We start from the raw sequence: 19,451 nt of genomic DNA on the forward strand, positions 1-19,451 counted from the left end.
ATGAGTAGCGTAGATATTCTTGTTCCCGACCTGCCTGAATCTGTAGCAGATGCGACCGTCGCTACCTGGCACAAAAAACCAGGCGATGCCGTTAAGCGTGATGAAGTGCTGGTAGAAATCGAAACTGACAAAGTGGTACTGGAAGTACCGGCTTCGGCGGATGGCGTTCTGGACGCAGTGCTGGAAGATGAAGGTACCACCGTCACCTCTCGTCAGATCCTGGGTCGCCTGCGTGAAGGCAACAGCGCGGGCAAAGAGTCCAGCGCGAAATCTGAAGAGAAAGCCTCTACGCCGGCTCAGCGCCAGCAGGCTTCTCTGGAAGAACAGTCTAACGACGCGCTCAGCCCGGCGATCCGTCGCCTGCTGGCTGAACACAGCCTTGACCCGGCAGCCATTAAAGGTACCGGTGTGGGCGGTCGTCTGACCCGCGAAGACATCGACAAACACCTGGCGAAAGCGCCTGCTCAGGCAGAAGCGAAAGCGCCAGCGGCAGCCCCTGCAGCCCAGCCTGCTCTGGGCGCGCGCAGCGAAAAACGTGTCCCTATGACTCGCCTGCGTAAGCGTGTGGCTGAGCGTCTGCTGGAAGCGAAAAATTCCACGGCGATGCTGACCACCTTCAACGAAGTGAACATGAAGCCAATCATGGATCTGCGTAAGCAGTACGGTGACGCCTTCGAAAAACGTCACGGTATCCGTCTGGGCTTTATGTCCTTCTACGTCAAAGCGGTGGTTGAAGCGCTGAAACGCTACCCGGAAGTGAATGCGTCCATCGATGGCGATGACGTGGTTTACCACAACTACTTCGACGTCAGCATGGCGGTTTCGACCCCACGTGGCCTGGTGACTCCGGTCCTGCGTGATGTTGATACCCTGGGTATGGCTGACATTGAGAAAAATATCAAAGAGCTGGCTGTGAAAGGCCGCGACGGCAAGCTGACCGTAGAAGACCTGACCGGCGGTAACTTCACCATTACCAACGGCGGTGTATTCGGTTCACTGATGTCTACCCCAATCATCAACCCGCCGCAGAGCGCGATCCTGGGTATGCATGCCATTAAAGATCGTCCTATGGCGGTAGACGGTAAAGTGGAGATCCTGCCAATGATGTACCTGGCGCTCTCTTACGACCACCGCCTGATCGACGGCCGCGAATCCGTGGGCTTCCTGGTCGCCATTAAAGAGCTGCTGGAAGATCCAACGCGTCTGCTGCTGGACGTCTAGTAACCATTTAGCATCACCTGCCCTGTAGGCCGGATAAGCGTAGCGCCATCCGGCACACAGACCGCGCCGGTCTACAGGTTTGAAGATAACGATTACCCTGAAGGATGGATAGAACACATGAACTTACATGAATATCAGGCCAAACAGCTGTTTGCCCGGTATGGCTTACCGGCTCCGGTGGGTTATGCCTGTACTACCCCGCGTGAAGCAGAAGAAGCCGCATCTAAAATCGGTTCCGGCCCGTGGGTAGTTAAGTGTCAGGTTCACGCTGGTGGCCGTGGTAAAGCGGGCGGTGTGAAGGTTGTTAAGAGCAAAGAAGAGATTCGTGCGTTTGCTGAACATTGGCTCGGCAAGCGTCTGGTGACCTACCAGACAGACGCGAACGGCCAGCCGGTTAACCAGATCCTGGTTGAAGCGGCGACTGATATCGCGAAAGAGCTGTACCTGGGCGCGGTGGTTGACCGTAGCTCCCGTCGCGTGGTGTTCATGGCGTCTACTGAAGGCGGCGTGGAAATCGAAAAAGTGGCGGAAGAGACCCCACATCTGATCCACAAAGTGGCTATCGATCCGCTGGCAGGTCCAATGCCTTACCAGGGTCGCGAGCTGGCGTTCAAACTGGGTCTGGAAGGCAAGCTGGTTCAGCAGTTCACCAAGATCTTCATGGGCCTGGCGACGATCTTCCTGGAGCGTGACCTGGCGCTGATCGAGATCAACCCGCTGGTGATCACCACTCAGGGCGATCTGATCTGCCTCGACGGCAAACTTGGCGCTGACGGTAACGCCCTGTTCCGCCAGCCGGATCTGCGTGAAATGCGCGACCAGTCTCAGGAAGATCCACGTGAAGCGCAAGCTGCACAGTGGGAGCTGAACTACGTGGCGCTGGATGGCAACATCGGCTGCATGGTTAACGGTGCGGGCCTGGCAATGGGCACCATGGACATCGTTAAGCTGCACGGCGGCGAGCCAGCAAACTTCCTCGACGTAGGCGGTGGCGCAACCAAAGAGCGCGTAACCGAAGCGTTCAAAATCATTCTCTCCGACGACAATGTGAAGGCCGTTCTGGTTAACATCTTCGGCGGCATCGTACGTTGCGACCTGATCGCTGACGGTATCATCGGTGCGGTAGAAGAAGTGGGTGTTAACGTTCCGGTTGTTGTACGTCTGGAAGGTAACAACGCTGAACTCGGCGCGAAAAAACTGGCTGACAGCGGCCTGAATATTATTGCAGCGAAAAGTCTGACGGATGCAGCTCAGCAGGTTGTTGCCGCAGTGGAGGGGAAATAATGTCAGTTTTAATTAATAAAGATACCAAGGTTATCTGCCAGGGCTTCACCGGTAGCCAGGGGACTTTCCACTCTGAACAGGCGATTGCCTACGGTACGCAGATGGTTGGCGGCGTAACGCCAGGTAAAGGCGGCACCACGCACCTGGGTCTGCCGGTGTTCAACACCGTGCGTGAAGCTGTAGAAGCGACGGGCGCCACCGCGACCGTGATCTACGTTCCGGCTCCGTTCTGCAAAGACTCTATTCTGGAAGCCATCGATGCAGGCATTAAGCTTATTATCACCATTACTGAAGGCATCCCGACGCTGGATATGCTGACCGTGAAAGTGAAGCTGGACGAAGCGGGCGTGCGCATGATCGGCCCGAACTGCCCAGGCGTTATCACCCCGGGCGAATGCAAAATCGGCATCATGCCGGGCCACATTCATAAGCCGGGCAAAGTGGGTATCGTTTCCCGTTCCGGTACCCTGACCTATGAAGCGGTTAAGCAGACGACCGATTACGGCTTCGGCCAGTCCACCTGTGTGGGCATCGGCGGTGACCCAATCCCGGGCTCTAACTTCATCGACATCCTGAAGCTGTTCCAGGAAGATCCACAGACCGAAGCGATCGTCATGATCGGTGAGATCGGTGGTAGCGCAGAAGAAGAAGCGGCTGCTTACATCAAAGAACACGTGACCAAGCCTGTTGTCGGCTACATCGCGGGCGTGACTGCACCGAAAGGTAAACGTATGGGTCACGCAGGCGCAATCATCGCCGGTGGTAAAGGTACGGCTGATGAGAAATTTGCCGCGCTGGAAGCCGCAGGCGTGAAAACCGTTCGCAGCCTGGCGGATATCGGCGAAGCACTGAAATCCATCATTAAGTAAGTCCTCTCTGCTCCCCGGAAGGGGGGCGTTGCAGTATAAAAAATGTCCGTTTCGACATGGTTGGCCGCTGTAAAGCGGCCTTTTTTATTGCCTGCCGGGCGTCATGCAATAGTCACAACTGGGTGTTAATTAGAGAGGATGTAAAAGTAAAATAATTGTTATTTATTTGCCTTAAGAGAGCAGATGGAAAAAAACAAAAAACGTACTAAAATTTATGTCCTGAATAAATCAGTCATTAAGCATTACTAAGTTAATAAAAATCACTTCTGTTTATATTCATCCGTTGATTTGATAACCTTAATTGTATTTCATATACATATCTTTAACATGGTTTTTACCATGTTCACCACATCAAAACACAATTAACACATAGAATTGTTTTTGATTTAAATCAATGTTTAATCCTTGGAAAAAGGCGTCGAAAAGCGCTAAATTGTTCCCGATCAAAATGGCCGAAAAGTGGTAATTTTGCTATAAATTGATCGCCGTCGAAAAACGTAAATATGATTCAATAAAAACCTGTTTATTGTAAGGGTTTTGCAGCGTATTATATTTACGGGATCAATTTGAGTTTTTTATTAACGTATTCGTAACCTCACGTCATCGTTTTTATCCTCCCTCAGGGTAATAACGACGACAAGGATGCGAATAATTTGTATTGGGGCATGCGTGTGGGTCTCGTTCTGACGGGGTTCACTCTCGGAGTCTTCATGCGATGAGCAAGGAGTCATGATGTTAGATATAGTCGAACTGTCGCGCTTACAGTTTGCCTTGACCGCGATGTACCACTTCCTGTTTGTGCCACTGACGCTCGGTATGGCGTTCCTGCTGGCCATCATGGAAACGGTATACGTTCTCTCCGGCAAACAGATTTATAAAGATATGACCAAGTTCTGGGGCAAGTTGTTTGGTATCAACTTTGCGCTGGGCGTGGCAACCGGTCTGACCATGGAGTTCCAGTTCGGGACTAACTGGTCTTACTATTCTCACTATGTAGGGGATATCTTCGGTGCGCCGCTGGCCATTGAAGGTCTGATGGCCTTCTTCCTTGAATCCACCTTTGTAGGTCTGTTCTTCTTCGGTTGGGACCGTCTGGGTAAAGTCCAGCATATGGCGGTAACCTGGCTGGTGGCATTAGGTTCGAACCTGTCCGCGCTGTGGATCCTGGTCGCGAACGGCTGGATGCAGAACCCTATCGCGTCTGATTTCAACTTCGAAACCATGCGTATGGAGATGGTCAGCTTTGCCGAGCTGGTCCTGAACCCGGTAGCACAGGTTAAATTCGTCCACACCGTGGCTTCTGGCTATGTGTGCGGCGCGATGTTTGTGCTGGGCATCAGCTCTTATTACATGCTGCGTGGTCGTGACTTCGCCTTTGCTAAGCGCTCCTTTGCTATCGCTGCAAGCTTCGGTATGGCTGCCATCCTCTCTGTTATCGTTCTGGGTGATGAATCCGGTTACGAAATGGGTGACGTGCAGAAAACCAAACTGGCCGCAATTGAAGCCGAATGGGAAACGCAACCGGCACCTGCTGCCTTTACGCTGTTCGGTATCCCCGATCAGGATGCGCAGGAAAACCGCTTCGCGATTCAGATCCCTTACGCGCTGGGTATCATCGCAACCCGTTCTGTTGATAAGCAGGTGACGGGTCTGAAAGAGCTGATGGTTCAGCATGAAGAGCGTATCCGTAATGGTATGAAAGCCTACTCGCTGCTGGAACAGCTGCGTGCCGGCTCGACAGACCAGGCTGTTCGTGACCAGTTCAATTCCGTGAAGAAAGATCTCGGTTACGGTCTGCTCCTGAAACGTTATACCCCGAACGTTTCCGATGCGACGGAAGCGCAGATCCAGATGGCAACCAAAGACTCCATTCCGCGTGTTGCACCGCTGTACTTTGCGTTCCGTATCATGGTGGGCTGCGGCGTCATCATGCTGCTGATCATTGCGGCGTCCTTCTGGTCCGTGATTCGTAACCGCATCGGCGAGAAAAAATGGCTGCTGCGTACCGCGCTGTACGGTATTCCACTGCCGTGGATCGCGATTGAATCTGGCTGGTTTGTTGCGGAGTATGGCCGTCAGCCATGGGCGATTGGTGAGGTACTGCCAACGGCAGTGGCGAACTCTTCCCTGACAGCGGGCGACCTGATCTTCTCCATGCTGCTGATTTGTGGTCTGTACACCCTGTTCCTGGTGGCTGAACTGTTCCTGATGTTCAAGTTCGCGCGCCTTGGCCCGAGCAGCCTGAAAACCGGTCGCTATCACTACGAGCAGTCCACTGCGACTACTCAGCCGGCACGCTAAGACAGGAGTCATCAAATGATCGATTATGAAGTATTACGTTTTATCTGGTGGCTGTTGGTCGGCGTTCTGCTGATCGGTTTTGCCGTCACGGATGGTTTCGACATGGGGGTGGGGATGCTCACCCGTTTCCTCGGTCGTAATGACACCGAGCGTCGAATCATGATCAACTCCATCGCCCCGCACTGGGACGGTAACCAGGTGTGGCTGATCACCGCTGGCGGCGCGCTGTTCGCTGCCTGGCCGATGGTCTACGCGGCTGCATTCTCCGGTTTCTATGTGGCGATGATTCTGGTGCTGGCCTCTTTATTCTTCCGTCCGGTCGGTTTCGACTACCGTTCCAAGATTGAAGATACCCGCTGGCGTAACCTGTGGGACTGGGGCATCTTTATCGGTAGCTTCGTTCCGCCGCTGGTGATTGGCGTGGCCTTTGGTAACCTGCTGCAGGGCGTACCGTTCCACATGGACGAGTACATGCGTCTTTACTACACCGGTAACTTCTTCCAGCTGCTGAATCCGTTTGGTCTGCTGGCAGGTATCGTGAGCGTGGCGATGATCATCACTCAGGGCGCAACCTACCTGCAGATGCGTACCGTGGGTGAACTGCACCTGCGTTCTCGCGCGACAGCTCAGGTTGCCGCGCTGGTTACGCTGGTCTGCTTCGCGCTGGCCGGTGTGTGGGTGGTGTACGGCATTGATGGCTACGTGGTGACGTCCGCTATCAACCACGCAGCGCCGTCTAACCCGCTGACTAAAGAAGTCGCGCGTCAGGCAGGTGCATGGCTGGTGAACTTCAACAATACGCCTGTTCTGTGGGTTATCCCTGCACTGGGTGTGTTGCTGCCGCTGCTGACCGTGCTGACGTCTCGCCTGGAGAAAGGCGCCCTGGCGTTCGTGTTCTCTTCACTGACGCTGGCGTGCATCATCCTGACTGCGGGTATTGCCATGTTCCCATTCGTCATGCCATCCAGCACCATGCTGAATGCTAGCCTGACCATGTGGGATGCAACCTCCAGCCATATGACGCTGAACCTGATGACCTATGTTGCTTGCGTGTTCGTTCCGATTGTTCTGGCCTACACCATCTGGTGTTACTGGAAAATGTTCGGACGTATCACTAAAGAGCATATCGAAAGCAACACCCACTCTATGTACTAAGTAAGGAGCTGAATATGTGGTACTTCGCATGGATTTTAGGGACGCTTCTTGCCTGTGCTTTTGGTGTCATCACTGCCCTGGCGCTTGAGCACGTTGAAGCGACCAAAGCAGGTGAAGAAAAACACTGATGAATATTATCGCGACACTTTACGCGGTAATGGATAAGCGCCCGTTACGGGCGCTTTCTTTAGTGATGGCATTACTGCTGGCAGGTTGTATCTTCTGGGACCCTTCGCGCTTTGCAGCGAAAACCAGCGAGCTGGAAATCTGGCACGGCTTTCTCATTATGTGGGCGGTGTGCGCAGGTGTGATCCACGGCGTGGGCTTTCGCCCGAAAGCCATTCACTGGCAGGGGATTTTTTGCCCCCTCATTGCCGATCTGGTGCTTCTCGCAGGTTTGATTTTCTTCTTCTTCTGAATAAGAAATGTCCGTTAACGTTATGGGCTTACCCGAGCCCATAAAAATTTACTCTCCGTTTACTTTCTCCCATTCCAAACCATCTTTCCCGCGCGTATAGTAGCGAAGTTTAAAAGCTCTAACTTTTGTTGCATTACTGGGATGTAAAGTGAATACAACGCTGTTTCGATGGCCGGTTCGTGTCTATTACGAAGATACCGATGCCGGTGGTGTGGTTTACCACGCCAGCTACGTTGCTTTTTATGAACGGGCACGCACAGAGATGCTGCGCCATCATCACTTTAGTCAACAGGTGCTGTTGGCTGAGCGAGTTGCCTTCGTGGTACGCAAGATGACGCTTGAGTATTTTGCGCCTGCCAGACTCGACGATATGCTCGAAGTCCAAACTGAAATTACATCAATGCGCGGGACCTCACTGGTTTTCACGCAGCGGATAGTCAACGCAGAGAACACCGTACTGAACTCAGCTGAAGTACTGATTGTTTGTGTTGATCCAACCATAATGAAGCCTCGTGCGCTTCCTAAGTCTATTGTCGCGGAGTTTAAGCAGTGACTGACATGAATATCCTTGATTTGTTCCTGAAGGCAAGCCTTCTGGTTAAACTTATCATGTTGATTTTGATTGGTTTTTCAATCGCATCCTGGGCCATCATCATCCAGAGAACGCGTATCCTCAATGCTGCTGGCCGTGAAGCAGAAGCGTTTGAAGATAAGTTCTGGTCGGGCATTGAGCTTTCTCGTCTGTATCAGGAAAGCCAGGGACGCCGTGAAAACCTGACCGGCTCCGAGCAAATTTTTTATAGCGGCTTCAAAGAGTTCGCCCGTCTGCACCGCGCAAATAATCATGCGCCGGAAGCGGTCGTGGAAGGGGCCTCGCGTGCCATGCGTATCTCAATGAACCGTGAGCTGGAAAACCTTGAAACCCACATTCCTTTCCTTGGTACTGTCGGTTCCATCAGCCCGTATATCGGCCTGTTTGGTACGGTGTGGGGCATCATGCACGCCTTTATCGCGCTGGGCGCGGTGAAGCAGGCGACGCTGCAGATGGTTGCCCCGGGTATTGCAGAAGCACTGATTGCGACCGCTATCGGTCTGTTTGCGGCAATCCCGGCGGTTATGGCTTACAACCGTCTGAACCAGCGCGTGAACAAACTGGAATTGAACTACGACAACTTTATGGAAGAGTTCACTGCGATTCTGCACCGTCAGGCGTTTACCAGCACCGAGAGCAACAAGGGGTAAACCATGGCCAGATCGCGTGGACGAGGTCGTCGCGAGCTCAAGTCCGAAATCAATATCGTTCCACTGCTGGACGTTCTGTTGGTACTGCTGCTGATCTTCATGGCGACAGCGCCAATCATTACCCAGAGCGTGGAAGTGGATCTGCCGGATGCGACAGAATCACAGGCGGTAAGCACCAATGACGATCCTCCGGTTATCATTGAGGTTTCCGGCGTAGGGCAATATAGCGTCGTGGTTGAAAAAGATCGTATGGATCAGCTTCCACCTGAACAGGTCATTGCTGAAGCGCAGCGTCGCCTGGAGTCAAATCCGAAAACGGTCTTCTTAATCGGTGGCGCGAAAGACGTACCCTACGATGAAATTATTAAAGCGCTGAACTTGCTACATAGTGCGGGTGTTAAGTCAGTTGGCTTAATGACTCAGCCTATTTGATCATCCGCGTAGTTTTTGGGAACCGATAGTGTCAAAGGCAACCGAACAGAACGACAAGCTTAAGCGAGCGATAATCGTCTCCGCAGTGCTGCATGTGATTCTCTTTGCAGGGCTGATCTGGAGTTCGTTCGACGAGCATATTGATGCATCAGCCGGCGGCGGTGGAGGATCTTCCATTGACGCCGTGATGGTGGATCCCGGTGCGGTAGTACAGAACTATAATCGCCAACAACAGCAGAAGGCGAGTGCAAAACGGGCTGAAGAGCAGCGTGAAAAACAGGCGCAACAGCAAGCGGAGGAGCTGCGTGAAAAGCAGGCCGCTGAGCAGGAGCGTCTGAAGCAGCTTGAGAAAGAACGTTTGCAGGCGCAGGAAGCGGCGAAAGAGCAGGCACAGCAGCAGAAGCAAGCTGAAGAGGCCGCGAAGAAAGCACAGGAACAGCAAAAGCAGGCGGAAGAGGCGGCAGCGAAAGCCGCAGCGGATGCAAAAGCACAGGCTGATGCCCAGGCGAAATTAGCGGCAGAAGCGGCGAAGAAAGCTGCTGCCGACGCCCAGAAGAAAGCCGAAGCAGAAGCCGCGAAGAAAGCCGCTGCTGATGCCCAGAAGAAAGCTGAAGCGGAAGCCGCGAAAAAAGCCGCTGCTGATGCCCAGAAGAAAGCAGAAGCAGAAGCCGCGAAAAAAGCCGCTCAGGAAGCAGAGAAGAAAGCTGCTGCCGAAGCCGCGAAGAAAGCGGCTGCAGCCGAGAAAGCAGCAGCAGAAAAAGCTGCCGCTGCTGAAAAAGCGGCTGCGGAGAAGAAAGCGGCCGCAGAGAAGGCCGCGGCCGACAAAAAAGCTGCAGCTGAGAAGGCCGCTGCCGATAAGAAAGCGGCAGCTGAAAAAGCGGCTGCGAAAAAGGCTGCCGCCGCTGAAAAAGCCGCTGCTGCCGCAGGGGTTGACGATCTGCTGGGCGATTTGAGCTCCGGTAAGAATGCGCCGAAAACGGGCGGTGGGGCGAAAGGAAGTAATGCTGCTCCTGCGGGAAGTGGTAACACTAAGAACAACGGTGCTTCTGGCGCTGAAATCAATGACTATAAGAACCAGATTGCTGCGGCTATAGCCAGCAGGCTTAACGATAAATCATTGTATACCGGGAAAACGTGCAGACTGCATATTAAACTGGCTACTGATGGTATGGTGCTGAGCGTTGAGTCAGAAGGTGGAGATGAAGCATTGTGCCAGGCTGCGCTTGTTGCGGTTAACCAGGCAAAATTGCCTAAACCACCGAGCCAGGCTGTGTATGAGGTATTCAAAGACGCCTCGCTGAACTTTAAGCCATGAGCAGAATGGCAGCGGTTTATGTTGGCGAGTTCTGATAGTTTTGTGTAAATGAGTTTGTTAACCTTCTGCTAAATTATCCAGGGCGAATTGTTCGGATAAGGGAGATATGATGAAGCAGGCATTACGATTAGCGTTTGGTTTTTTAGTACTGTTGACTGCAACAGTACATGCAACAGTCAGCATTGACATTACAGACTGGAACGACTCGGCACGCCCAATCGGTGTTGTTCCGTTCCAGTGGGCCGGTTCTGGCGCTGCACCTGAAGATGCCGGTGGCATCGTGGCGGCTGACCTGCGTAACAGCGGTAAATTCAACCCGTTAGATCGTTCTCGTCTGCCTCAGCAGCCGGGTAGCGCGCAGGAAGTTCAGCCTGCGGCATGGTCTGCACTCGGAATTGATGCCGTAGTTGTGGGTCAGGTTACCCCTAACCCGGACGGCTCTTACAACGTGGCCTGGCAGCTGGTGGATACCGGCGGTGCGCCAGGTACCGTTCTGGCACAGAACTCTTACAAGGTCACTAAACAGTACCTGCGCTATGCGGCACACGCAGCCAGCGATGCGGTATTCGAAAAACTGACCGGCATTAAAGGTGCGTTCCGTACCCGTATTGCTTACGTGGTACAGACCAACGGTGGTCAGTTCCCGTATGAGCTGCGCGTATCTGACTACGATGGTTACAACCAGTTCCTGGTGAAGCGTTCTTCCCAGCCTCTGATGTCTCCAGCCTGGTCTCCGGACGGCTCTAAACTGGCCTATGTCACCTTCGAAAGCGGCCGTTCTGCGCTGGTTATCCAGACGCTGGCTAACGGTGCAGTTCGTCAGGTGGCGTCGTTCCCTCGCCACAACGGTGCGCCGTCGTTCTCTCCGGATGGGTCTAAACTGGCGTTTGCGCTGTCTAAAACCGGTAGCCTGAACCTGTACGTAATGGACATTGGCTCTGGCCAGATCCGTCAGGTCACCGACGGTCGCAGCAACAACACTGAACCTTCGTGGTTCCCGGACAGTCAAAACCTGGCGTTTACCTCTGACCAGGCTGGCCGTCCACAAATCTACAAAGTAAACATCAACGGCGGTGCTCCGCAGCGTATTACCTGGGAAGGTTCTCAGAACCAGAACTCAGACGTGAGCAGCGACGGTAAATTTATGGTAATGGTAAGCTCCAACGGCGGGCAGCAGCACATTGCCAAACAAGATCTGGTAGCGGGTGGCGTGCAAGTTCTGTCGTCAACGTTCCTGGATGAAACGCCAAGTCTGGCACCTAACGGCACTATGGTAATCTACAGCTCTTCTCAGGGGATGGGATCTGTGCTGAATCTGGTTTCTACAGATGGGCGTTTCAAAGCGCGTATTCCGGCAACTGATGGACAGGTAAAATCACCTGCCTGGTCGCCGTATCTGTAAATAATAATTAATTGATTACTAAAGGAATCATAGAAATGCAACTGAACAAAGTGCTGAAGGGGCTGATGATCGCTCTGCCTGTAATGGCAATCGCAGCGTGTTCTTCTAACAAGAACGCCAGCAATGACCAGAGCGGCGAAGGCATGATGGGTGCCGGCACCGGTATGGACGCGAACGGCAATGGCAACATGTCTTCTGAAGAGCAAGCGCGTCTTCAGATGCAGCAGCTGCAGCAGAACAACATCGTTTACTTCGATCTGGATAAATACGACATCCGTTCTGACTTCGCTGCGATGCTGGATGCTCACGCTAACTTCCTGCGTAGCAACCCATCTTACAAAGTCACCGTAGAAGGTCACGCGGACGAACGTGGTACTCCAGAGTACAACATCTCCCTGGGTGAACGTCGTGCTAACGCTGTTAAAATGTACCTGCAGGGTAAAGGCGTTTCTGCTGACCAGATCTCCATCGTTTCTTACGGTAAAGAAAAACCTGCAGTACTGGGTCACGACGAAGCGGCTTACTCCAAAAACCGTCGTGCCGTACTGGTTTACTAAGAGAATTGCATGAGCAGTAACTTCAGACATCAACTGTTGAGTCTGTCGTTACTGGTTGGAATAGCGGCCCCCTGGGCCGCTTTTGCTCAGGCACCAATCAGTAGTGTCGGCTCAGGCTCGGTAGAAGACCGGGTCACTCAACTCGAGCGTATTTCAAACGCTCACAGCCAGCTTTTAACCCAACTCCAGCAACAACTTTCCGATAACCAAAACGATATTGACTCTCTCCGCGGACAGATTCAGGAAAGCCAGTATCAGCTTAATCAGGTTGTGGAACGTCAGAAGCAAATCTTGTTGCAAATAGATAGCCTGAGCAGCGGTGGTGCAGCGCAAGCACAGCCAGCCGCGGGCGATCAGAGCGGGGCGGCAACCTCTGCGCCAGCAGCGGATGCATCTGCTTCAACAGGCGCGCCTGTACAGAGCGGTGATGCGAATACCGATTACAACGCGGCCATTGCCCTGGTGCAGGATCAATCTCGTCAGGATGACGCGCTTGTTGCGTTTCAGAACTTCGTTAAGAAATACCCTGATTCCACTTATCAGCCGAATGCGAATTACTGGCTTGGTCAGTTGAATTACAACAAGGGTAAAAAGGACGATGCGGCGTTTTATTTTGCCTCAGTGGTGAAAAACTATCCGAAATCGCCAAAAGCGCCTGATGCGATGTACAAAGTGGGCGTTATCATGCAGGACAAAGGCGACACTGCGAAGGCCAAAGCGGTTTATCAGCAGGTGGTTGCAAAATTCCCGGGCACCGAAGGTGCTAAGCAGGCGCAAAAACGTCTGAATTCGATGGGATGATTACCGCATGACCAGAAATCGCGTTATTTCTGGTCGTGCCGCATGATTACTAAGCAGTTAAGTGATCTTCATCGAAATTTTTGTTGCGCTGAATTCTTAAATCAGTAATATATGCCGCCGTTGCCACGGGATATCAAACAACGTGAAAACAGCGTAAAAGTGGGTCGTTAGCTCAGTTGGTAGAGCAGTTGACTTTTAATCAATTGGTCGCAGGTTCGAATCCTGCACGACCCACCACTAAGTCAGGTGGAAGTAGTAGTAAAACGTGAAGGATAACGTTGCGTCAGCAACGGCCCGTAGGGCGAGGCGAAGCCGAGTCATCCTGCACGACCCACCACTTAACGCATTATCAGCAGTACAGAGTGGGTGATTAGCTCAGTTGGTAGAGCATCTCCTTTACACGGAGGGGGTCGGCGGTTCGAGCCCGTCATCACCCACCACTCGGGTCGTTAGCTCAGTTGGTAGAGCAGTTGACTTTTAATCAATTGGTCGCAGGTTCGAATCCTGCACGACCCACCACTTCAAAGTGGAACCGAGTAAAATCTTCGAAGTCAGCACCCGAATGGGTCGTTAGCTCAGTTGGTAGAGCAGTTGACTTTTAATCAATTGGTCGCAGGTTCGAATCCTGCACGACCCACCACTTCGAAGAAAAAATCCCGCAAGGGGTCGTTAGCTCAGTTGGTAGAGCAGTTGACTTTTAATCAATTGGTCGCAGGTTCGAATCCTGCACGACCCACCAATGTTAAAAAGCGCCCTAAAGGCGCTTTTTTGCTATCTGCGATGCAACAAATGCTCCGCATATCTATTCCCGGTGACTTTTCACTCCAGATTCGCTATCTTGTTTAGTATACAAAACACAATTGCCATGCGTTTTGCTATGTCAGGCAAAAGAAAGGCAATATTGTTAAGCCAGTAAAACGAGAAGCCATAATGAGCGTGATGTTTGATCCTGAAGCCGCAATCTATCCGTTTCCGCCAAAGCCTGTCCCGCTAAGCGTGGATGAAAAGCAGTTCTACCGAGAGAAAATCAAGCGTCTTCTCAAAGAGCGAGATGCGGTGATGGTGGCGCATTACTATACCGATCCGGAAATCCAGCAACTGGCGGAAGAGACAGGAGGCTGTATTTCTGACTCACTGGAGATGGCGCGCTTCGGTGCACGGCATCCAGCCTCCACGCTGCTGGTCGCAGGGGTGCGTTTTATGGGCGAAACGGCAAAGATCCTCAGCCCTGAAAAAACCATTCTGATGCCTACGCTTAATGCGGAGTGTTCACTGGACCTCGGCTGCCCGATTGATGAATTTAGCGCTTTCTGTGACGCCCACCCTGACCGTACGGTTGTGGTGTACGCCAACACTTCCGCGGCGGTAAAAGCGCGCGCTGACTGGGTGGTCACATCGAGTATCGCCGTTGAACTGATCGAACACCTGGATAGCCTGGGTGAGAAAATTATCTGGGCACCTGACCGCCATCTCGGTAATTATGTCCAGAAGCAGACGGGGGCAGACGTCCTCTGCTGGCAGGGCGCATGCATTGTGCACGACGAGTTCAAGACCCAGGCGCTGGCGCGCATGAAGGCGCTTTATCCTGACGCGGCCATTCTGGTTCACCCTGAATCACCACAGTCAATTGTCGACATGGCGGACGCCGTGGGCTCCACCAGCCAGCTTATCAACGCGGCCAGGACGTTGCCTCACAAGCAGCTTATTGTGGCGACCGATCGCGGTATCTTTTATAAGATGCAGCAGGCCGTGCCGGAAAAAGAGCTTCTTGAAGCACCCACGGCAGGTGAGGGGGCAACGTGCCGCAGCTGTGCGCACTGTCCGTGGATGGCGATGAACGGTCTGAAAGCCATTGCCGAAGGGTTAGAAACCGGCGGTGCGGCGCATGAAATCCATGTGGATGCTGCCCTGCGTGAAGGCGCGTTAGTTCCACTTAACCGCATGCTGGATTTTGCGGCTACACTTCGTACTTAATTCAAAACGCTCTGGGGAAAAGATGGATTTTTTTAGCACACAGAACATTCTGGTTCATATACCGATTGGTGCAGGTGGCTATGACCTGTCATGGATTGAGGCGGTTGGTACGCTGGCAGGATTATTGTGTATCTGGCTGGCAAGCCTGGAGAAGATCAGTAATTACGCGTTTGGGCTCATTAACGTTACGCTGTTTGCGATTATCTTCTTCCAGATCCAGCTGTACGCCAGCCTGCTTTTGCAGCTGTTCTTCTTTGCGGCAAATATCTACGGGTGGTACGCGTGGTCGCGGCAGAACAGTCAGCAGGAGGCGGAGTTGCAGATCCGCTGGCTGCCCTTACCGAAAGCCATCGCCTGGTTTGTCGCGTGCGTGGTTGCCATTGGTTTAATGACGTTCTATATCAATCCGGTATTTGCATTCCTGACCCAAATTGCCGTGGCGGTCATGTCCGGTATCGGTTTGCATGTGACGATGCCGGAACTGCAGCCGGACGCCTTCCCGTTCTGGGATTCCTGCATGATGGTGCTGTCGATTGCGGCGATGATCCTCATGACCCGTAAATACGTTGAGAACTGGCTGCTGTGGGTCATCATTAACGTCATCAGCGTGGTGATTTTTGCTCTGCAGGGTGTGTATGCCATGTCGCTGGAATATCTGCTGCTGACCTTCATCGCGCTGAATGGTAGTCGTATGTGGATTAACAGCGCGCGTGAGCGAGGCTCTCACGCGCTTTCCCGTTAAGAGTGATGATGATGTGAATGGCCGGACTGCGCCTCGTTAAGGTGGCAGTCTGGCCCGTTACAGGGCTGATACTCCATCTGGACGGTGGCGTGGCCAATATCGTAGTGATGTTCAAGAAAATGCTGGATGCGGTCAAGGAGCGCATCATGGTCGTGAGGCGGGATCACCTGGACGTGCATCGTCATGACCGGTTTTTCCCCTACCAGCCAGACGTGCACATGATGAACGTTGCGTACTTCCGGAACAGAGCGGCGCAGGTTGCGCTTCAGCTCGTCGATATCCATGGATGCCGGTGCCCCTTCAAGCAGTTCATTAACGCTCTCCTTCAGCAGACGCCAGGCGCTGCGCAAGACCAGACACGACACCAGTACGGACAGAATCGGATCGACGGGCGTCCAGCCGGTATAGAGGATCACCAGTGCGGCCACAATCGCCCCGACTGAGCCGAGCAAATCCCCCAGCACATGCAGGGCTGCCGCGCGCACATTGAGGTTCTTCTCCCCACTCCCACGGTGCAAAATCCAGAAAGCCAGGATATTCGCCAGCAGTCCGGCCACGGCAATCACCATCATTGTTGTCCCGGCGATCGGCTGAGGGTGTCTGAAGCGCTGTACCGCTTCCCAGACGATAAGCACGGTAATGACCACCAGCGCAATGGCGTTAACAAACGCGGCAAGGGTTGTCAGCCTCAGCCAACCGAAGGTATGGCGCGCGTTCGGAGGACGACGAGCAAACTGCACGGCCAGCAGGGCGAAGAGCAGCGCGGCTGCGTCGGTCAGCATATGTCCGGCATCAGCCAGAAGCGCCAGAGAGCCGGAAACCAGCCCGCCAATGACCTCGATCACCATAAAGGTTGCCGTGACGCCAAAGGCCAGCATCAGTCGTTTAGCGTTGTCGTTGCCGGGAGTGTGTGAGTGCGAATGGGTGTGCGCCATGTGTGCTTTCCTGGTGTGTTATTGTTTTTAGTGTAGCGTTTTTAATGGGTTACTCCAAAAAGAAAGGAGAGCCTGAGCTCTCCTGTTTCTTCCCGATCACAACAGATTACTGGGTCGTGCCATCGGTTTTGGTATTGGCGTCATTACCCACTTTGTCGTTGGGATCCGGGCATTTGCCGTCTTTACACATCGAGTTCTTATGGACTTCGTCCGAACTCATGTTGTCATGATTCATGGTACCGGAACCACTACCGTTCGGGTGCAACATGGTGCCTCCGGTGTTGGTGTTGCCGGTATTAATCTGGTTGTTATCGACATTATTCGGGGCGATATTCTGTTTTGCATCAGGGGCAACCTGGCCTGCTGATGCTGCCGCATTGGCATCACCGTTGTTGTCTGAGGTGCCCGTTTCAGCGGCAAGGACGCTGCCGCTTGCCAGAGTGAGTGTGGCAGTCAGGAAGAGGGTTGCCAGTTTCGTCATTTTCATCATGGTGCTCCTGTTCTTGTCGTTACGCTGGATAACATTCTCCAACAGTGCATCTTTTTCTAAGGCGAAAGATCCCGCCTTACCGACTTACGTCAGTACGGAATCGCGTTTAAGCATTTAAAAATGGTTGTTACAGTTAAAAAGCTTAGGTTAGATCTCGTTTTTCGCTATTTTGTGGCGATTTTTAGGCGAATTCCAGGAATTATCTGCGCGAAGTGTAAAACCGTGTTTACACTTCCTGGTCGACAAGATAGATTGAAAGGATTGCTTTCATTACTAAAGATATGGCAGAGCTGGAAAGAAAATGAATTATCAGAACGACGATTTACGCATTAAAGAGATCAATGAGTTATTACCTCCTGTAGCACTCCTTGAGAAATTCCCCGCCACTGAAAATGCCGCAAACACGGTTTCTCATGCTCGTAAAGCGATCCACAAGATCCTGAAAGGTAATGACGATCGTCTTCTGGTGGTGATTGGTCCATGCTCCATTCACGACCCTGCAGCCGCGAAAGAGTACGCTGCCCGTCTGCTCACCCTGCGTGAAGAGCTGAAAGGCGAGCTGGAGATCGTGATGCGCGTTTACTTTGAAAAACCGCGTACCACGGTGGGCTGGAAAGGGCTGATTAACGATCCACATATGGACAATAGCTTCCAGATCAACGACGGCCTGCGTATTGCCCGTAAGCTGCTGCTCGAAATCAACGACAGTGGCCTGCCTGCAGCCGGTGAGTTCCTGGATATGATTACGCCACAGTATCTGGCTGACCTCATGAGCTGGGGGGCGATTGGTGCGCGCACCACGGAGTCTCAGGTTCACCGTGAGCTGGCGTCCGGCCTCTCTTGCCCGGTAGGTTTTAAAAACGGTACCGACGGCACAATCAAGGTCGCGATTGATGCCATCAATGCCGCAGGTGCGCCGCACTGCTTCCTGTCCGTGACCAAATGGGGACACTCTGCCATCGTTAACACCAGCGGTAACGGTGACTGCCATATCATTCTGCGCGGCGGTAAAGAGCCGAACTACAGCGCAAAACATGTGGCAGAAGTCAAAGTTGGGCTGGAGAAAGCAGGGCTGCCACCGCAGGTGATGATTGACTTCAGCCACGCGAACTCCAGCAAGCAGTTTAAAAAACAGATGGAAGTGGGCGCAGATGTCTGTCAGCAGATTGCCGGTGGCGAGAAAGCGGTGATTGGGGTGATGATCGAAAGTCATCTGGTTGAAGGTAACCAGAACCTGGAAGGCAGCGAGCCGCTGGTTTATGGTAAAAGCGTCACCGATGCCTGCATCGGCTGGGACGACACCGACACGATCCTCCGTCAGCTGGCGAATGCGGTAAAAGCGCGTCGCGGTTAATCCGGTTGGGGAAATAAAAAAGCGCGGAAGGTTCCGCGCTTTTTTTATGGCTGGCGAAAATTACTTCGCTTTACCCTGGTTCGCAACAGCCGCTGCTTTCGCCGCGATCTCATCTGCGTTACCCAGATAGTAGTGTTTGATTGGTTTGAAGTTCTCGTCGAACTCATACACCAGCGGTACGCCGGTTGGGATGTTCAGTTCGAGAATTTCATCTTCGCCCATGTTGTCCAGGTATTTCACCAGCGCACGCAGGGAGTTACCGTGAGCGGCGATGATCACGCGCTCACCGCTTTTCAGGCGTGGCAGAATGGTTTCGTTCCAGTAAGGCACAACGCGGTCGATGGTCAGGGCCAGGCTCTCGGTGGTTGGCAGCTCAGCGTCAGTCAGTTTTGCGTAGCGTGGGTCGTGGCCCGGGTAACGCTCGTCATCTTTGGTCAGCTCTGGTGGGGTAACCGCGAAGCCGCGACGCCACTGTTTAACCTGCTCATCACCGTATTTCTCAGCGGTTTCGGCTTTGTTCAGACCCTGCAGCGCACCGTAATGACGCTCGTTCAGTTTCCAGGATTTCTCAACCGGCAGCCAGGCCTGATCCAGTTCGTCCAGCACGTTCCACAGGGTGTGGATGGCACGTTTCAGCACAGAGGTGTAAGCAAAATCAAAGCTGAAGCCTTCTTCCTTCAGCAGTTTACCCGCTGCTTTTGCTTCGCTTACGCCTTTTTCAGACAGATCAACGTCGTACCAACCGGTAAAGCGGTTTTCGTTGTTCCACTGGCTTTCGCCGTGACGTACCAGGACCAGCTTAGTAATAGCCATCTCTTACTCCTCAAGCATTTTTAGAATGATAACAATTCTCATTATATTGCCGTGGCCGTGCCAGCAGCAACGCTTAACCCTAACCATAGCGAAAATAGTCTCTGAGTGTAAGATGCTTGTGAATCCAGGGTTATGATTTTGTCTGC

Annotated in this window: 20 protein-coding genes and 5 tRNA genes; 22 read left to right on the forward strand and 3 right to left on the reverse strand. The window is 52.9% G+C overall.

Annotated features, from left to right (window positions below; all coding sequences use genetic code 11):
- The 21 genes from odhB to pnuC all read left to right on the forward strand — a co-directional run bounded on the left by odhB (position 1) and on the right by pnuC (position 15,713).
- Positions 1–1,221: a 2-oxoglutarate dehydrogenase complex dihydrolipoyllysine-residue succinyltransferase gene (gene odhB / locus C1N69_RS06355; protein ID WP_047958039.1), complete on the forward strand. Its 1,221-nt coding sequence runs from the start codon at positions 1–3 to the stop codon at positions 1,219–1,221.
- A 117-nt stretch (positions 1,222–1,338) separates the two neighbouring features.
- Positions 1,339–2,505 (forward strand): ADP-forming succinate--CoA ligase subunit beta, encoded by a 1,167-nt coding sequence (gene sucC / locus C1N69_RS06360; RefSeq protein WP_006809579.1) that lies wholly within the window; start codon positions 1,339–1,341, stop codon positions 2,503–2,505.
- Positions 2,505–3,374 (forward strand): succinate--CoA ligase subunit alpha, encoded by an 870-nt coding sequence (gene sucD, locus C1N69_RS06365; RefSeq protein ID WP_008501094.1) that lies wholly within the window; start codon positions 2,505–2,507, stop codon positions 3,372–3,374. Before sucC ends, sucD begins: the two co-directional genes overlap by 1 nt.
- Positions 3,375–4,106: 732 nt before the next feature.
- Positions 4,107–5,675, forward strand: coding sequence for a cytochrome ubiquinol oxidase subunit I (gene cydA / locus C1N69_RS06370; RefSeq protein ID WP_047958040.1), 1,569 nt, complete (start codon positions 4,107–4,109; stop codon positions 5,673–5,675).
- Between the two features lie 15 nt (positions 5,676–5,690).
- Complete coding sequence (cydB, locus tag C1N69_RS06375; RefSeq protein WP_045286160.1) at positions 5,691–6,830, forward strand: cytochrome d ubiquinol oxidase subunit II; 1,140 nt, start codon at positions 5,691–5,693, stop codon at positions 6,828–6,830.
- 14 nt (positions 6,831–6,844) lie between these two features.
- Entirely contained in the window at positions 6,845–6,958 is a 114-nt protein-coding gene (gene cydX, locus C1N69_RS06380; protein ID WP_003858598.1) for a cytochrome bd-I oxidase subunit CydX, read from the forward strand.
- Positions 6,958–7,248, forward strand: a complete 291-nt coding sequence (gene ybgE / locus C1N69_RS06385) for a cyd operon protein YbgE (RefSeq protein ID WP_014831116.1) — start codon at positions 6,958–6,960, stop codon at positions 7,246–7,248. The genes cydX and ybgE overlap by 1 nt, the downstream gene beginning before the upstream one ends.
- A 148-nt stretch (positions 7,249–7,396) precedes the next feature.
- Positions 7,397–7,801, forward strand: a complete 405-nt coding sequence (gene ybgC / locus C1N69_RS06390; RefSeq protein WP_003858593.1) for a tol-pal system-associated acyl-CoA thioesterase — start codon at positions 7,397–7,399, stop codon at positions 7,799–7,801.
- Positions 7,798–8,490 carry a Tol-Pal system protein TolQ gene (gene tolQ, locus C1N69_RS06395; RefSeq protein WP_008501101.1) on the forward strand — a complete coding sequence of 231 codons (693 nt, stop codon included), beginning with the start codon at positions 7,798–7,800 and terminating at the stop codon, positions 8,488–8,490. The genes ybgC and tolQ overlap by 4 nt, the downstream gene beginning before the upstream one ends.
- A 3-nt stretch (positions 8,491–8,493) precedes the next feature.
- Positions 8,494–8,922, forward strand: a complete 429-nt coding sequence (gene tolR / locus C1N69_RS06400; RefSeq protein ID WP_003858589.1) for a colicin uptake protein TolR — start codon at positions 8,494–8,496, stop codon at positions 8,920–8,922.
- A gap of 28 nt (positions 8,923–8,950) precedes the next feature.
- Entirely contained in the window at positions 8,951–10,237 is a 1,287-nt protein-coding gene (gene tolA, locus C1N69_RS06405) for a cell envelope integrity protein TolA (protein WP_095441833.1), read from the forward strand.
- A gap of 109 nt (positions 10,238–10,346) precedes the next feature.
- Positions 10,347–11,639, forward strand: coding sequence for a Tol-Pal system beta propeller repeat protein TolB (gene tolB, locus C1N69_RS06410; RefSeq protein WP_025757211.1), 1,293 nt, complete (start codon positions 10,347–10,349; stop codon positions 11,637–11,639).
- A gap of 35 nt (positions 11,640–11,674) precedes the next feature.
- Positions 11,675–12,196, forward strand: a complete 522-nt coding sequence (gene pal, locus C1N69_RS06415) for a peptidoglycan-associated lipoprotein Pal (RefSeq protein ID WP_003858578.1) — start codon at positions 11,675–11,677, stop codon at positions 12,194–12,196.
- A gap of 9 nt (positions 12,197–12,205) precedes the next feature.
- Entirely contained in the window at positions 12,206–12,997 is a 792-nt protein-coding gene (gene cpoB / locus C1N69_RS06420) for a cell division protein CpoB (RefSeq protein ID WP_025757212.1), read from the forward strand.
- Positions 12,998–13,158: 161 nt separating this feature from the next.
- Positions 13,159–13,234 (forward strand) — tRNA-Lys (locus C1N69_RS06425).
- A gap of 127 nt (positions 13,235–13,361) precedes the next feature.
- Positions 13,362–13,437 (forward strand) — tRNA-Val (locus C1N69_RS06430).
- A 3-nt stretch (positions 13,438–13,440) separates the two neighbouring features.
- A tRNA-Lys gene (locus tag C1N69_RS06435) sits at positions 13,441–13,516 on the forward strand.
- A gap of 45 nt (positions 13,517–13,561) precedes the next feature.
- A tRNA-Lys gene (locus C1N69_RS06440) sits at positions 13,562–13,637 on the forward strand.
- 23 nt (positions 13,638–13,660) lie between these two features.
- Positions 13,661–13,736, forward strand: a tRNA-Lys gene (locus C1N69_RS06445).
- Positions 13,737–13,927: 191 nt separating this feature from the next.
- On the forward strand, positions 13,928–14,971 hold the full coding sequence (nadA, locus tag C1N69_RS06450) for a quinolinate synthase NadA (RefSeq protein WP_025757213.1): 1,044 nt from the start codon (positions 13,928–13,930) through the stop codon (positions 14,969–14,971).
- Positions 14,972–14,993: 22 nt separating this feature from the next.
- Positions 14,994–15,713, forward strand: coding sequence for a nicotinamide riboside transporter PnuC (gene pnuC, locus C1N69_RS06455; protein ID WP_155030861.1), 720 nt, complete (start codon positions 14,994–14,996; stop codon positions 15,711–15,713).
- On the opposite strand, the gene zitB is transcribed toward pnuC, so the two are convergent.
- Positions 15,710–16,648, reverse strand: coding sequence for a CDF family zinc transporter ZitB (zitB, locus tag C1N69_RS06460; protein ID WP_059386064.1), 939 nt, complete (start codon positions 16,646–16,648; stop codon positions 15,710–15,712). The two genes, pnuC and zitB, sit on opposite strands and share 4 nt — an antisense overlap.
- A 106-nt stretch (positions 16,649–16,754) precedes the next feature.
- Complete coding sequence (locus tag C1N69_RS06465; RefSeq protein ID WP_025757216.1) at positions 16,755–17,135, reverse strand: protein YbgS; 381 nt, start codon at positions 17,133–17,135, stop codon at positions 16,755–16,757.
- 304 nt (positions 17,136–17,439) lie between these two features.
- On the opposite strand from C1N69_RS06465, the gene aroG reads away from it, so the two are divergent.
- Complete coding sequence (aroG, locus tag C1N69_RS06470; protein WP_025757217.1) at positions 17,440–18,492, forward strand: 3-deoxy-7-phosphoheptulonate synthase AroG; 1,053 nt, start codon at positions 17,440–17,442, stop codon at positions 18,490–18,492.
- Between the two features lie 60 nt (positions 18,493–18,552).
- Here aroG and gpmA read toward each other — a convergent pair whose 3' ends face one another.
- Positions 18,553–19,305 (reverse strand): 2,3-diphosphoglycerate-dependent phosphoglycerate mutase, encoded by a 753-nt coding sequence (gene gpmA / locus C1N69_RS06475; protein ID WP_008501111.1) that lies wholly within the window; start codon positions 19,303–19,305, stop codon positions 18,553–18,555.
- Between the last annotated feature and the right edge of the window lie 146 nt (positions 19,306–19,451).

Origin of the sequence: Enterobacter sichuanensis, assembly GCF_009036245.1 — a bacterium.
GTDB lineage: Bacteria > Pseudomonadota > Gammaproteobacteria > Enterobacterales > Enterobacteriaceae > Enterobacter > Enterobacter sichuanensis.

What these genes read in the sequence shown, in the direction of transcription:
- zitB (WP_059386064.1), bottom strand. Translation starts at nt 16,648, where the DNA reads ATGGCGCACACCCATTCGCACTCACACACTCCCGGCAACGACAACGCT.
- sucD (WP_008501094.1), top strand. Translation starts at nt 2,505, where the DNA reads ATGTCAGTTTTAATTAATAAAGATACCAAGGTTATCTGCCAGGGCTTC.
- sucC (WP_006809579.1), top strand. Translation starts at nt 1,339, where the DNA reads ATGAACTTACATGAATATCAGGCCAAACAGCTGTTTGCCCGGTATGGC.
- odhB (WP_047958039.1), top strand. Translation starts at nt 1, where the DNA reads ATGAGTAGCGTAGATATTCTTGTTCCCGACCTGCCTGAATCTGTAGCA.
- C1N69_RS06465 (WP_025757216.1), bottom strand. Translation starts at nt 17,135, where the DNA reads ATGAAAATGACGAAACTGGCAACCCTCTTCCTGACTGCCACACTCACT.
- pnuC (WP_155030861.1), top strand. Translation starts at nt 14,994, where the DNA reads ATGGATTTTTTTAGCACACAGAACATTCTGGTTCATATACCGATTGGT.
- cydA (WP_047958040.1), top strand. Translation starts at nt 4,107, where the DNA reads ATGTTAGATATAGTCGAACTGTCGCGCTTACAGTTTGCCTTGACCGCG.
- ybgE (WP_014831116.1), top strand. Translation starts at nt 6,958, where the DNA reads ATGAATATTATCGCGACACTTTACGCGGTAATGGATAAGCGCCCGTTA.
- cydX (WP_003858598.1), top strand. Translation starts at nt 6,845, where the DNA reads ATGTGGTACTTCGCATGGATTTTAGGGACGCTTCTTGCCTGTGCTTTT.
- gpmA (WP_008501111.1), bottom strand. Translation starts at nt 19,305, where the DNA reads ATGGCTATTACTAAGCTGGTCCTGGTACGTCACGGCGAAAGCCAGTGG.
- aroG (WP_025757217.1), top strand. Translation starts at nt 17,440, where the DNA reads ATGAATTATCAGAACGACGATTTACGCATTAAAGAGATCAATGAGTTA.
- pal (WP_003858578.1), top strand. Translation starts at nt 11,675, where the DNA reads ATGCAACTGAACAAAGTGCTGAAGGGGCTGATGATCGCTCTGCCTGTA.
- cydB (WP_045286160.1), top strand. Translation starts at nt 5,691, where the DNA reads ATGATCGATTATGAAGTATTACGTTTTATCTGGTGGCTGTTGGTCGGC.
- tolB (WP_025757211.1), top strand. Translation starts at nt 10,347, where the DNA reads ATGAAGCAGGCATTACGATTAGCGTTTGGTTTTTTAGTACTGTTGACT.
- tolR (WP_003858589.1), top strand. Translation starts at nt 8,494, where the DNA reads ATGGCCAGATCGCGTGGACGAGGTCGTCGCGAGCTCAAGTCCGAAATC.
- cpoB (WP_025757212.1), top strand. Translation starts at nt 12,206, where the DNA reads ATGAGCAGTAACTTCAGACATCAACTGTTGAGTCTGTCGTTACTGGTT.
- nadA (WP_025757213.1), top strand. Translation starts at nt 13,928, where the DNA reads ATGAGCGTGATGTTTGATCCTGAAGCCGCAATCTATCCGTTTCCGCCA.